Origin of the sequence: Glaciecola siphonariae (assembly GCF_042652645.1) — a bacterium.
Lineage (GTDB): Bacteria > Pseudomonadota > Gammaproteobacteria > Enterobacterales > Alteromonadaceae > Glaciecola > Glaciecola siphonariae.
Map to the genome: position 1 here is coordinate 525994 of NZ_JBHSGU010000005.1, position 13677 is coordinate 539670.

Consider the following 13677-nt stretch of genomic DNA (forward strand, 5'->3'; position numbering starts at 1 on the left):
TGTGTAAGCTCAACCCACCGTCATCGAGAGCTTGTTACATAACTCTTTATTGTTACCACAAAGCTTTGGCATGCACTGAGCGACGTAGTCGGCCTCAGTTTGTTTGACTATTTGCTTCACTTTTTCGCGAAGCCATAGCAGGCCTTGGTCTTTATCTTGGCGCGGATGCCAGTATAGCGTAGCGCCGGGTGGCGACATTTCGATAGGGGTCAGTGTACCGGTAATATCACCTTATATAATACCATCAGCAACGCCCCCTAAAGGTGCTACAGCAATCAGGTCGCTGTTCTTTAACAACGGCACGATCATTCTAAATTGATTAACCGTCATCGCGATGCGTCTCGACAAGCCGCGCTGTGCGAGTACTTCGTCAGTAAAACCGGTTACATCACCCGATAACGACACAAGGCGTATTTTTGTTTGTGAGTAACACAAATACAAATAATACGCAGACTATGTCAAAAAAAATCTCTCAAAATAAAGGACTTGCGCAAAACGAGGCTGACTTAAACGCTGCAGATAAACATGATTTTCCGCAACAAAATAGTATTAACTTAACAAAAAGTACTGACTTACAAGCTATTGAGTTAAGTGAAATTGATTTAAACGAATCTGACCAAATCAACTCAGAATCGAGTGATGCTTATACAGAAATTAAAGAGCCGTCGACTATATTTGAGAATGATATAGTTTTTAGTAGCATTGAAGAGGCTCATGATTATTTTGTACTAGCCAATGGGGCGATCATGAAAAACAGTCTGCAAGTGGTATTCGCAGATACTGACTTTACAAACGTTTTAAACGGTTTTGATCAATTAGCTTCTGATGAAAAATCGTCGAAACGAGTAGCAAATCTCAAGCATTATTTTTATGACAAATTTTCGGATAACACGCACTCCGAGCGATTTAGTTGCGCAGGCTCTATTTGCGCAGCAACGTTTGTAAGCTCAGATGGCAATTTGGAGCATTATCAAACACTTTCTGAATTTGACAAAAACTATATTTTTACAAACGTGACGAAGAACGAATACGATGAATCGGTATATAAAATGATAATCGTAGAGACTGACGATCCTTCTACACTTAGCATATCTAGTAATTAAAATATTGGCTCGCGATAGATTTATATACACTGAAATTCAGGCTAGCCCAAAAAGTGCTTCAACGTTTCGGTGATTATATCGAAATCATTGAAGTTATTTACGGCACTAAAAGATAGTATCCAAGAGACTGTAACTAATTCTGTGAAACGGCCTTTGGCGGATATTTTGACTCAACAATTCGTTTACCAAACTCTTTTGTGAGCGTCCAGTAAACCACGCCTTTAAAATAAGATTCATGCCGTCAAAATGAAGCCTCCATTATCAAACGGAGGCCATTATGCCTAAAAAATATAGAGCCCAAGAAGAGTGGCGGCGCATTTTTGCAGAACAACACGCCAGCGGTTTATCTATCAGAGCGTATTGCGAAAGTATAAGAAATATTAACGTAATACGCTAAACATAGTGACAGCTGTATTTGAGTCCAGTTTTACGTTTTCCTGATAGGTGTTTTGAAGAAAATATGAAATGAGTTGTTGGCAAGATAAGTAAATGAACTGACCTTTGATACTGAAATTCGAAATGAGATATATGGAAGTTCTTGCCTCAACATATTGCATGTTCAAGCTCTCGTTTTTTTGTAACTTATGCGCCAAAGTCAAAATCTCGTTGGATGGTGTAGTCGTCAATTATTGAGGTTTGCACGGTTTTAAAAACCGGCGGGGCTCTACAAGTATTGGCGGTAATCAGTGAGTCTAGATTATCTAAATGCATTAGTATTTTGTAGATGACCGCAGGGCTGAGCGGTCACCGGCGGTAATACAAGCAATAATTTTGACGTTGGTCTTTTCACAAGCCTCACATACGGTTATGTCGATATTAAATACACTCTTTAGCCTTTGCGCCCACGACATAGATTACAAACTTCTCCTGTTGGCGGGAGAGATGGAATTGCGCACAAACATATACGAACTATGATTTGCCTTAGGAGTATGACTATAGTGTTTATGGCACACGTCTTCCTATCAGATTATGGATGTGTTGTTTTATCATTTACTTAGGCCCTCTTCCATTTGATTATTTGTGTCATATATAGTCATGGCACATAATGACCAATATTGGAGAGGACCCTTGAATAATGCTAAGTTCTTCTTTGTGCTAAGACTGCAAAAACATGCCATCTATTGGCACTACCGTACCGTGAACAAAGCTTCCTTGAGTACCTGCAAGTGCAACCACCATCTTGGCGATATCATTTGGCCGTCCAGTGCGTCCCATTGCGGCTAATGTGCCAAAGTAGCTTATTTCGTCCTCCGAGAAAGAACGGCCTATAAATCTGAAAAGATCGGTATCAAGAATCGCCCCAGGAGCGACTGCCAACACTCGGATCCCGTTCCCCCCAATTTCTTTGGCTACACCCTCAGTCATTGTATCTACAGCACCTTTTGTTGCCCCATATGGTACTTGCGTGTTTGGAGCATGACTCCCAAATGCTGATGAGGTGTTGATGATTACACCTGAACCTTGGCTTTTCATATGTGGTATTTGCGCTTGCATTGCAAAGAATACCCCGTGCAGATTTGTATCAATGATATCCTTGTACTGAGCAGGGTCGACATTTTCAATCGGACCAGGAGGTATGGCAATGCCCGCGTTATTAAAAGCTATGTCTAAGCTCCCAGAGCTATTTGCTGTTTTGTCAATCCATGTTCGAAGTGCCTTGGGATCTCGCACATCAACTTTACTGAACGTTGCAGTCCCACCGCTTGCTGTTATCTCGCTTTCGACTTGTTTTCCGAGTGACTCCCGTCGCCCACAAAACGCAACATTTGCACCATGTCGTGCAAATTCTCGAGCTGTCTCTGCGCCAATACCCGACGTGCCTCCTGTAATTAATACCGTCTTTCCAGAAAACTCTCTTGATAATGGCTGTGCGTTTTCTTGAGCATTAGCGGCTCCAGAGATTCCGGCTGTGGCAGCCAGTGCTGCGCCGGCTGCAACGGCACCAACTATTTTACGCCTAGACAGGTCGGGTTGATTATTTTCATGATTATCAATTTTGTTTGTCATATCTTATTTCCTTACCTTTACAATTGATTTAAAACCATATTTAGAGAGTATGACAACGTGATAATTCACCAATTCCCTCACGATTGCGTGTTGCTATTACAATTGGAATGAGTCAGTCGTTTCTTCCGAGTGAGTGTGCGGTTGCATCAATAAACTCTTGCGGTGCATAAGAATTAGGTTTACTACCCACCGTCGCTCCGCCAGTTATCATGGCTTGATTTTCTTTTGACATTAAATCGTAGGGAAACCCCAAATTGGGTTTGCTCGCCGCGTTAAGCTTAGATAACTGTTGATTTGAAAGTGAAAAATCCAATGCGCATAGGTTGTCCTCCAACTGTTGAGGCTTCGTAGCTCCTACTATGACTGAGCCCACGCCGGGGCGGTTAGCTACCCAGTTTATTGCAACCTGCGCCATGGATCGCCCAACATCTTTTGCTACCTTCTCAAGTTCATCGACTATTCCCCAGTTGCGTTCGTTGAAGAGGTCGAATCCTGGGTTTCCCTTGGCGGCCTTATTGGTGAGACGACCTACCGCAGTAGGATCATCGTTATCGATACCTCTTTTATACTTACCTGATAACAAGCCAGATGCGAGCGGAGACCATGCGACTAATCCCATTCCGTAACGGATCGCCAAGTCTTGATATTCCCCTTCAATGTTGCGTTCAATTAAACTGTATTGAAGTTGCAAGGCATTGATTGGCTTTAATCCTTTGGTTTCTGCAAGTGTTTGCATACGAGAAGCGTACCATGCTGGAATATCTGATAATCCGTAATGAAGAATCTTGCCCATTCGAACTAAGTCGTCAAGCGTGCCGATAACCTCGTCTGGCGGAGTGATCCGATCCCAAAGGTGAAGGAAATAAAGGTCGAGGTACTCAGTACCGAGATTTTTAAGAGAAGCATCCACAGCACGCATAATGTTCTTACGCCCATTGCCTCCTGAATTTGGGTTTCCGGGATGTTGATTAATAGAAAATTTAGTTGCAATTACAGCTTGATCTCGAATGTTCGCATCTTTTATGAACGCTCCAAGCAATTGTTCTGATTGACCATTTGTGTATATATCTGCCGTATCAAAAAAATTACCGCCTGCGTCAATGAAGGTATCAAATACAGAGCGTGCGATTTTTTTTTCTGAGCCCCAACCCCAATTATCGCCAAATGTCATTGTTCCAAGGCAAAATCGACTTACTTTAAGTCCTGAATTTCCAAGTGTGTAATATTCCATTTTTTGCACTCTAGTCGTCATCGTGACTTTTGTCATACGTGCCTTAAAAGTAATTGGTTTAATGGATTTGCAAAAAGTTTGTTGGTCAATTTCAAGATATGTTGCTGCCTAAATCATATAGCAAGTGAAGGAATACTTGCTCAAAAAGTCATAATTACTTGTTTTCCACTTTAAAAAAGTCATTTATGTAAAACGTCTCTTTAATTCAAAACAATTTCTCTACCCTCATTCACTTAATCTAATAGTGGAATTTAGATGAAGAGAGGATTGATTTTGAAACTGACAATTACCTTTGCCTTGAGTGCACTCTCGCTGAGTGCAATGTCACCCGAAGTTCTTGGACAGCAAGAGCCAGTTACAAATGAAAATATTGATGAAGTCATCGAAGTCATTGAAGTGACTGCATTGAGAAGAACAACAAACGGCCGAAACCCTGACCTTGATCTAATTGACGTTCGCAGAGTTGAGGTATTAAGAGGACCTCAGGGCACACTTTATGGCGGTAGCTCTATGGGAGGAACGGTTCGCTATATTACAAACAAACCTGAATTAGGTGTTACTGAAGCATGGATTGACGCAGATGTCGAACACACTTAAGAAGGAGGATTGGGCTATCAATCTTCGTTTATGTTCAACACCGAGCTATTCGACGACGTAGCCATAAGGCTTGTTGGTTATAACCGCGAATTAGAAAGTATAAGAAATATTAACGTAATACGCTAGACATAGTGACAGCTGTATTTGAGTCCAGTTTTACGTTTTCCTGATAGGTGTTTTGAAGAAAATATGAAATGAGTTGTTGGCAAGATAAGTAAATGAACTGACCTTTGATACTGAAATTCGAAATGAGATATATGGAAGTTCTTGCCTCAACATATTGCATGTTCAAGCTCTCGTTTTTTTGTAACTTATGCGCCAAAGTCAAAATCTCGTTGGATGGTGTAGTCGTCAATTATTGAGGTTTGCACGGTTTTGAAAACCGGCGGGACTCTACAAGTATTGGCGGTAATCAGTGAGTCTAGTTTATCTAAATGCATTAGTATTTTGTAGATGACCGCAGGGCTGAGCGGTCACCGGCGGTAATACAAGCAATAATTTTGACATTGGTCTTTTCATAAGCCTCACATACGGTTATGTCGATATTAAATACACGCTTTAGCCTTTGCGCCGGTAACCGGATGACCACGACATACTTCGCGCATGGTATGACTTACCTAGTTCTTTCATATGCTCTGCTAAGCGAGGGCTGTTCTTACCGCGTCGTGAAGCCGTTACCTCGGCACGCACCTTAGCATTGGGAGCAAATACGCCATAAAACCTTGTTAAATTCAGCCTCGGCGGTGGCACCAGCGCCGCGAGTTTGCCAATAAAATCAAGCGGGGAAAAGAAGACGTGCGTAGTGCCGTTACTATAAAGTGTCTTAAGTTCATATCGGACACTTCCTGAATTAGTGAGACTCAATCGTTGTTCACTGATAGCAGGTCGTGCGATGTACCGGCATAGAGTTTCCAGCTTTTCAGGTTCGTGACTGTCGGCAAACACCCCAGCGTGTAAGCTAAAACCCTCTATTTGGGCTAAATGACCATAGTTATCTTCGTCTTTGGCAGGCAAGGTTTGCAAGGTAAATACTTTTTTGCCCATATCTGGCCCTTTCTGCATGGTGTGGTAACGACTTTTCTTGATGCGAAAGCTGCTTTAGAAATTCAGGATAGTGTCGCTCGACGAATTGGTATAGTAATGTCCGTTCTGGTCGGTGTCGTTGATAAGTATGAGTGTGAGCGGTTAGCAATGGTTTCCTTACCAAAGATTGGCATCTCAGTGTGCAGTTGTTTCGTCAAGTGCTACTTGATATTGTCATTGTTACAAAGTCGACCGGTAATTAGAACTACACCATGCCTTGGTAATCACACTAATTCAAATCACAGTTGACCCCGGGATATCCCTTTTCGGAGCAAGGGATGACGCCTTTCTACGGTCAAACAAATTTATATCTTCAAATGACCGCTACTTTTCTATCAAACATAATGGACCGACAGACCTATGTTTGAGGTTATTATAGTTTTTCTTTCAGTTCCTCTATTATCTTTTCCACACGCTCACTTTCGCCCTCTATCAAAATAACTTTTTGATAGTTTTCTATAGCGAGCGTGATTTCACCTTTTTCGACATAGCTCTCAGCCAAGCTACTGTAAGTATTAGATGATTCTGGATACATTTCTACGTTTTGTTTGAAGGACGTTATAGCTTGATCGACTTTGCCTTCTTGTAAAAAAGCGTAACCTATATGATTAACAAGGCCTTCAGGTGGTCGGTATTCATAACCCAGTTTTTTACTCCAGGTATCATAATGCTCATTTAGAAGAGCCGGGTCATCAAGAATTTTTCCTATATCAACATTATGACCTGAAAATAGGTACCTTAGCCCATTGTGTAAAGCAATGAGTGGAACAGAACGATGATCCTCTGTAGGAAAGTACTCTATTGATGAATAAAAGGTGTCGTTGTTCCAAGTCGACAATTTTGCGAAAAAATCCCGTTGAGATCCTATCATTGTAGACGGTCCGTCATCTTGGCCATTATTGGCAGAGGCTATGTAAACTCCCGTCTCTCTCTTCGGCTTTTGATTCAACATATTTGCTAATTGTTGGTTCAACCACTGATTATGCCACCAAAGCGCTGGATCTATTGAAATATAAGATTGAAATAAACCTGGTTCTTCAAGTAAAGAATAAAGTGCGAACAGCCCGCCAAAAGAGTGACCTACAATGACATTATAGGGTGCCGCTGGATAATCCTCTTTTATTTTAGGCATCAATTCTGTTTTTAAGAATTTGAGAAAAGTTTTACCGCCTCCACTCGTTTTAAAAAACTCTGGTGTTTCACCGTTTTCGTCTATCGCTTTACTCGGGGTTAAATCTCTGATCCTGTCGGTATTTAATATTGCGACTAGGATCATTCCAGGTATTCTCCCATTCACGATTAAATGGTCTAACACGCCTACTGTTGATTCAAAATGAGTGTCTCCGTCTAATAAATAAACAACGGGATAGAGGTTGCTTTTATCGTAACCTTTGGGTGTTGATACCCAATACTCCCTTTCTTCATCTAGAACTTTTGAATCAATCGACAATATTTCACCGATAACAATATCTTTATCGTCAGCCTCTGCATGAATACTCATCAGCATTGCCAGCAATACAACTATCAGCGCTCTTGTCATAATTTCCCCTATCAAACAAGGCATTGGATTAAAATCTATCTTAATCATAGAAAGAGTAAGATTTAAAGTATTTAATAAAGCGATAAAAGAGCTTTACTCTCTAATGCTACTGCAGCTCAATGCTTGCACAGCCGCGCCAATTGTCTTTTAGCGCCGGTGAACGCGCTCTATCAGGCAACAAAGTACGTTTTCCAACCAACTGATGATTTTGGCCACTAACTTATACTAATCAGTATCCAACCCTAGAATGCAAATAGCCGAAAAAACGAGGTAATGCCGTGTAAGCTCAACCTATCTTCATAGAGAGCTTATTACATAACTCTTTATTGTTTCCGCAAAGCTTGGGCATGCACTGAGCGACGTAGTCGGCCTCAGTTTGTTTGACTATTTGCTTCACTTTTTCGCGAAGCCATAGCAGGCCTTGGTCTTTATCTTGGCGCGGATGCCAATACAACGTAGCGCCGGGTGGCGACATTTCGATAGGGGTCAGTGTACCGGTAATATCGCCTGATATAATACCGTCAGCAACTCCGCCTAAAGGTGCTACAGCAATCAGGTCGCTATTCTTTAACAAAGGCACGATCATACTAAATTGATTAACCGTCATCGCGATGCGTCTAGACAAGCCGCGCTGGGCGAGCACTTCGTCAGTAAAACCGGTTACATCGCCCGATAACGACACAAGTAAGTGCTGTGCACCTGCAAATTCATCTATGCTTATCTTGCTTTTCGCCAGTGGGTGTCCGGGGCGCATTACGCATAAATAATTCACGTTAAATAGCAGCTCACTGCGTATGGTATTTTCAGTATTTATACCCGCCCCTATTACCATATCAACGGTTGCATCATCGAGTACTTGTTTAGTGTTGATGATGGTGTAGGGGATCATGTGAATATTAATATTGGGCGCTTCTTGTTCGATGATTTTACGCAGCGGCACCATCATCATGTTAGCCACAATGTCGGCAGCCGAAATTCTAAATGTGCGAGTAGAGCTTGCGGGATCAAACTCGTTAGGTTTAATCACTGACGACAAATCATCAATAGGTTGCTTAATTTGCTCCCACATGTTACTGGCTTTAAGTGTGGGTTTGATATTGCGTCCGTTTTTTACAAATAAATCATCCTTCCATGCGACGCGCATTCGGCTTACAGCATTGGAAACCGCAGGTTGTGTCATAGCCAAGCGGTCTGCGGCGCGACTAATGCTGCCCTCGGTCATGATGGCATCGAAAATGATTAAAAGATTAAGTTCTTGTGGGCGCATAGCAATAGCCTTTTTTGGAAAGAAAAGCAAAAACATCACATTAAAAAATGTATTTCATATGTTTATATAATTATATTTATGTTTTGTCTAGCCCTATTATTGCCTCAACAAAACAGGTTGAGGAACCCAAAATGAATAATTTCAAGCATCTCTTTTTTACCTTTTTAGCGCTAAGCGCGCTAGCAGCATGCGGTACCGACAATCAAACCGATACCAGCAATTACGCGCCGCAAGTTGATGTAGCTAATGTGGCGGTTGCTTCTATCGCTAATTGGCATGAATTTACAGGCACCATGCAAGCGCCAGAAACAATTGCTCTGCGCCCACGTGTGTCGGGTTATATTGACCGCGTTCACTTCGAAGAAGGCTCATTTGTTGCCCAAGGCGAATTATTATTTAGCATCGATAGCGCGCCATTTACCGCTGAGGTAAATCGTCTAAAAGCTGACTTATCAATTGCTACAAGCCAACAAAATTTAGCGAAAAAAGAATTTGAGCGAGCTAATAGCCTCATTAAGAAAAATGCAATATCAAGAGAACTGCTTGATACACGAAGCGCTGCAGTTGCCCAAACTAAAGCGCGCGCAGATGCAGTTAGCGCCGCACTGGAAGCTGCACAGCTACAATTAAGCTATACACAAATTACGGCACCTATATCTGGCCGCGTATCTAATGCTTACATTACCCAAGGCAACTTTGTGAATGCGGGTGAGTCGGTACTAACGAGTTTAGTGTCGTCGAGCCAATTGCACACTTATTTTAATGCTAATCAAAGCACTTATTTGGCCTTTAAAGAAGCGCAAACCTCAGCGAAAGCCATGCCAGTACTGATGAGTGTTGACGGTGGTCAAGCTTATACTATAGGCGGTGTGATTGATTTTGTTGATAACCGCATTGACCCGCAAACAGGCACCATCCGTGCTAGAGCCGTATTTGACAACCAAGATAGCCAATTTGTACCCGGTTTATTTACTCGCCTCCGTGTGTATGGCAGTGCATCAGAAGATGTTGTTCTTATTCAAGACCGCGCAGTAGGGACCGACTTAAACAATAAATATGTGCTGGTATTAAACAGCCAAAACCAAGTTGAGTACAGAGCCGTTACATTAGGTGAAAAAGTATCTTCTCTGCGCATTGTGACTTCTGGCTTAGCGCCAAACGATAAAATCGTGGTTAACGGTTTACAGCGCGTGCGCCCTGGCGCTGAAGTATCGCCTCAAATGGTAAGTATTGCGTCTGAGCAAACCTTAAGCCAGATTAATCAGCGCCAATCACAAATTGCTGCCATGCAGGCCAATATTAACAACAGCGTTATCGCGTCAGTGAATTAAGGGGTAATCGAATGAATTTTTCTCAATTTTTTATTCGCCGTCCTATATTTGCGGGCGTGCTTTCAATCCTTGTTTTTATTGCAGGTGCGTTAGCAGTATTCCAACTGCCTATCACCGAGTACCCAGAAGTAGTGCCGCCTACGGTTGTGGTATCAACATCTTACCCAGGCGCAAACCCTAAAACCATTGCCGAAACCGTGGCCTCGCCTATTGAGCAAGAGTTACAAGGCACCGAAAACATGTTGTATATGTCGTCGCAAGCCACTACCGACGGCCGCATGACCTTAACCGTGACCTTTGCCATTGGAACTGACATCGATTTGGCAGAGTCGCATGTTAAATCAAGAGTCGACAGAGCACTCGCTCGTTTACCGCAAGAAGTTCAGCGTATGGGCGTGAGCACTAAAAAGTCGTCTCCCGACTTAACCATGGTGGTGCATCTAACGTCGCCAGACGACCGTTACGACATGCTCTATCTATCAAATTTTGCGCATATTAACGTGAAAGACGAGCTAGCCGGTATAAACGGTGTGGGCGATGTACAACTTTTTGGTGCAGGCGAATACAGCATGCGCGTTTGGCTTGATCCAAACAAAGTGGCTAGCCTCGATTTAACGGCCATGGATATTGCCAATGCAATTACTGAGCAAAACCAACAGGCTGCAGCTGGTAGTTTGGGCGCGCAACCGAGTGGCGAAAACGCATTTCAATTATTGGTTAATGTAAAAGGCCGCTTAGAAACCCCAGAAGAATTTGAAAACATTGTTATTAAAATTGGCGAAAACGGCGAAATTGTGCGCCTTGGTGATGTGGCCAGAATTGAGCTGGGTGCCGACTTTTATGCACTACGTTCGCTGCTCGATAATAAATCGGCAGTGGCTTTACCTATCTTTCAAGCGGCTGGCTCTAACGCGATTGAAATCTCTGACAACGTAAGAGCCAAAATGGCAGAGCTTAAAGAAACCTTTCCACAAGGAGTGGACTACCAAATTGTGTACGACCCAACGGTATTTGTGCGTGGCTCGATTGAAGCCGTAGTACAGACATTATTTGAAGCGGTATTATTGGTTGTATTGGTTGTTATCTTGTTTTTGCAAACATGGAGAGCGTCGATTATTCCGCTGGTAGCAGTGCCAGTTTCGTTAGTGGGTACCTTTGCAGTAATGCACTTACTTGGCTTTTCCTTAAATGCGCTTTCGCTATTTGGTTTAGTGCTGGCAATAGGCATTGTCGTTGACGATGCTATTGTTGTGGTTGAAAACGTAGAACGGAATATCGAAGAAGGCCTAGCGCCTGTAGAGGCCACCCAAAAAGCAATGAAAGAGGTCACCGGCCCTATTGTTGCCACAACATTAGTATTGGCTGCGGTGTTTATTCCTACTGCTTTTATGTCGGGTTTAACCGGGCAATTTTATAAGCAGTTTGCGCTTACTATCACTATATCGACTTTTATCTCAATGTTTAACTCCTTAACACTTAGCCCTGCTTTGTCGGCATTGTTGCTTAAAAGCAAAGATGCGCCAAAAGACCGCTTAACTTGCATCATGGACAAAGTGTTTGCCAAAAGTGTGTTTGCTCCTTTTAACCGTTTCTTTAATTTTACCCAACAAAAATACATGCTGGGTATTAAAAAGATACTGCGTTCGGGCGCCATTGTAGGTGTGCTTTATGTGGGTTTAGTGGCATTAACCGGTGTTCAACTTAATAATACGCCAACCGGCTATGTGCCAAGTCAAGACAAGCAGTATTTGGTGAGCTTTGCGCAACTGCCCGACGCCGCCTCGCTCGACCGCGCTGAAGACGTTATTCGTGAAATGTCAGAAATTGCCTTAAATCACCCGGGTGTTGAGTCCACCGTAGCCTTTCCTGGCTTAAGCATCAACGGATTTACCAATAGTACTAACTCGGGCATTGTTTTTGTGACCTTAAAAGATTTTGACCAGCGCGACTCAGATGCGCTCAGTGCAAACGCCATTGCTGGCGACTTAGGTGCGCAGTTTGGTGCTATTCAAGAAGCCTTTATTGCGATATTTCCACCACCTCCGGTGCAGGGTTTAGGCACAATTGGCGGCTTTAAACTGCAATTGCTCGACAAAGGCAACTTAGGTTACAACGCTTTGTATGATGTTACTCAGCAAGTTTTGCAACAAGCATGGCAAACACCAGAGTTAGCCGGTGTGTTTTCTTCTTACCAAGTGGATGTACCGCAACTGCAAGTGGATATTGATCGCGACAAAGCCAAAAGCCAAGGCGTATCAATTAGTGACATATTCCGTACTATGCAAGTGTATCTTGGTTCGCTATACGTAAACGACTTCAATCAGTTTGGGCGCACCTATCAGGTGAATCTGCAGGCCGACCAAAGTTTTCGTCAAGAGCCTTCGCAAATAGAGCAGCTCGAATTGCGTAACGCAAGCGGCGACATGGTGCCACTCGGTTCGTTTGTAAGTATATCTAACGTAGCAGGCCCTGACCGCGTAATGCGTTACAACGGCTATACCACGGCCGACATTAACGCAGGCCCAGCACCGGGTATCAGCTCTGGTGAAGCACAAGCGGCCATGATAAAAATTCTTGAAAGTACATTACCGCTTGGTGTTGATTATGAGTGGACTGACTTAGCTTATCAGCAAGAGTTGGCGGGTAACACGGCGCTGTTTGTATTTCCGCTTATTGTATTGTTAGTGTTTTTGGTGCTAGCAGCACAGTATGAGAGTTTAACCCTGCCCATCGCGATTATCTTAATTGTGCCTATGACCTTACTAAGCGCCATGACAGGTGTGATGATTTACGGTGGTGACAATAATATCTTCACTCAAATAGGTTTAATAGTGCTGGTGGGCTTGGCAACAAAAAATGCGATTTTAATTGTCGAATTTGCAAAAGAGCTACAGCAGTCGGGTAAGTCTGCGTTTGATGCGGTAATAGAAGCCGCCAAGTTACGTTTGCGCCCTATTTTGATGACATCGATAGCTTTTATCATGGGCGTTTTACCCTTAGTACTTGCCAGTGGTGCCGGCGCAGAAATGCGACAAGCAATGGGTGTTGCTGTATTTGCAGGCATGATTGGTGTCACTGTATTTGGCTTATTGCTTACGCCGCTGTTTTATCGCTGGCTAGCAGGCAAACAAACGGGCATGCAAACGACCATGCCGGTTGAGTAAGTTATACACGCCTAAATAGTTTCACGCGCGTCAAAGCATTGCCTTGCTTGTAAAGTCAACACTCGCCTTCCTCAGCCTTGTTGATAATACAAGTAGGGCATTTTTGTTGCTTCTTCTGATTTGTCACCGTTGCTCTGGTTTCGATTGGAAACAAAACTATTTAATTGGCCTAAATGTGCTCACGACGCTCGAAAGCAGAGTTTTAAAATGATTCAAAAAACAAAGGTTGGCCCGAAGGACGCAGTGCAGGATGTTTGAGGTAAAAACTTCGTTTTTTGCATTGTTTTAGACAGAACCTTGCGATTTTTTATGCTTTGGTCTCAGATAAGCTAGTAATTCCTTGCCATGAGAGCA

At 42.9% G+C, this 13677-nt stretch carries 10 protein-coding genes and 2 pseudogenes; 4 read left to right on the forward strand and 8 right to left on the reverse strand.

All coding sequences use genetic code 11. From position 1 onward, the window contains the following. Positions 1-9: 9 nt before the first annotated feature. Together ACFO4O_RS13375 and ACFO4O_RS13380 are read right to left on the reverse strand one after the other, a co-directional pair. A complete protein-coding gene (locus tag ACFO4O_RS13375; protein WP_382409336.1) occupies positions 10-198 on the reverse strand; it encodes a hypothetical protein in 189 nt (62 codons plus the stop codon). 33 nt (positions 199-231) lie between these two features. Next, entirely contained in the window at positions 232-405 is a 174-nt protein-coding gene (locus tag ACFO4O_RS13380) for a type 2 periplasmic-binding domain-containing protein (RefSeq protein WP_382409338.1), read from the reverse strand. A 50-nt stretch (positions 406-455) separates the two neighbouring features. Here ACFO4O_RS13380 and ACFO4O_RS13385 point away from each other — a divergent pair, with 50 nt between their 5' ends. Further along, complete coding sequence (locus ACFO4O_RS13385) at positions 456-1103, forward strand: hypothetical protein (RefSeq protein WP_382409340.1); 648 nt, start codon at positions 456-458, stop codon at positions 1101-1103. A 582-nt stretch (positions 1104-1685) separates the two neighbouring features. Here ACFO4O_RS13385 and ACFO4O_RS13390 read toward each other — a convergent pair. From ACFO4O_RS13390 to ACFO4O_RS13400, 3 genes and pseudogenes are all read right to left on the reverse strand, one after another. Further along, a pseudogene (locus ACFO4O_RS13390) lies at positions 1686-1957 on the reverse strand (IS91 family transposase); the annotation flags it as partial. A gap of 241 nt (positions 1958-2198) precedes the next feature. Next, on the reverse strand, positions 2199-3110 hold the full coding sequence (locus tag ACFO4O_RS13395) for an SDR family NAD(P)-dependent oxidoreductase (RefSeq protein ID WP_382409342.1): 912 nt from the start codon (positions 3108-3110) through the stop codon (positions 2199-2201). A 112-nt stretch (positions 3111-3222) separates the two neighbouring features. Next, positions 3223-4377 (reverse strand): aldo/keto reductase, encoded by a 1155-nt coding sequence (locus ACFO4O_RS13400; protein WP_382409344.1) that lies wholly within the window; start codon positions 4375-4377, stop codon positions 3223-3225. A 237-nt stretch (positions 4378-4614) separates the two neighbouring features. On the opposite strand from ACFO4O_RS13400, the gene ACFO4O_RS13405 reads away from it, so the two are divergent. Further along, positions 4615-4938, forward strand: coding sequence for a TonB-dependent receptor plug domain-containing protein (locus tag ACFO4O_RS13405; protein ID WP_382409346.1), 324 nt, complete (start codon positions 4615-4617; stop codon positions 4936-4938). Positions 4939-5249: 311 nt separating this feature from the next. Here the strand turns inward: ACFO4O_RS13405 and ACFO4O_RS13410 are convergent. The 3 genes and pseudogenes from ACFO4O_RS13410 to ACFO4O_RS13420 all read right to left on the reverse strand — a co-directional run. After that, positions 5250-5991 (reverse strand): annotated as a pseudogene (locus tag ACFO4O_RS13410) (transposase); the annotation flags it as partial. A 403-nt stretch (positions 5992-6394) separates the two neighbouring features. Next, positions 6395-7561: an alpha/beta hydrolase-fold protein gene (locus ACFO4O_RS13415; protein ID WP_382409348.1), complete on the reverse strand. Its 1167-nt coding sequence runs from the start codon at positions 7559-7561 to the stop codon at positions 6395-6397. 286 nt (positions 7562-7847) lie between these two features. After that, positions 7848-8828 carry a LysR family transcriptional regulator gene (locus ACFO4O_RS13420; protein ID WP_382409350.1) on the reverse strand — a complete coding sequence of 327 codons (981 nt, stop codon included), beginning with the start codon at positions 8826-8828 and terminating at the stop codon, positions 7848-7850. Positions 8829-8959: 131 nt separating this feature from the next. On the opposite strand from ACFO4O_RS13420, the gene ACFO4O_RS13425 reads away from it, so the two are divergent. Together ACFO4O_RS13425 and ACFO4O_RS13430 are read left to right on the forward strand one after the other, a co-directional pair. After that, the gene (locus tag ACFO4O_RS13425; protein ID WP_382409352.1) at positions 8960-10159 is read left to right on the forward strand and encodes an efflux RND transporter periplasmic adaptor subunit; all 1200 of its coding nucleotides are present in this window, start codon (positions 8960-8962) and stop codon (positions 10157-10159) included. 11 nt (positions 10160-10170) lie between these two features. Beyond that, on the forward strand, positions 10171-13323 hold the full coding sequence (locus ACFO4O_RS13430) for an efflux RND transporter permease subunit (protein WP_382409354.1): 3153 nt from the start codon (positions 10171-10173) through the stop codon (positions 13321-13323). The last annotated feature ends 354 nt before the right edge of the window (positions 13324-13677 follow it).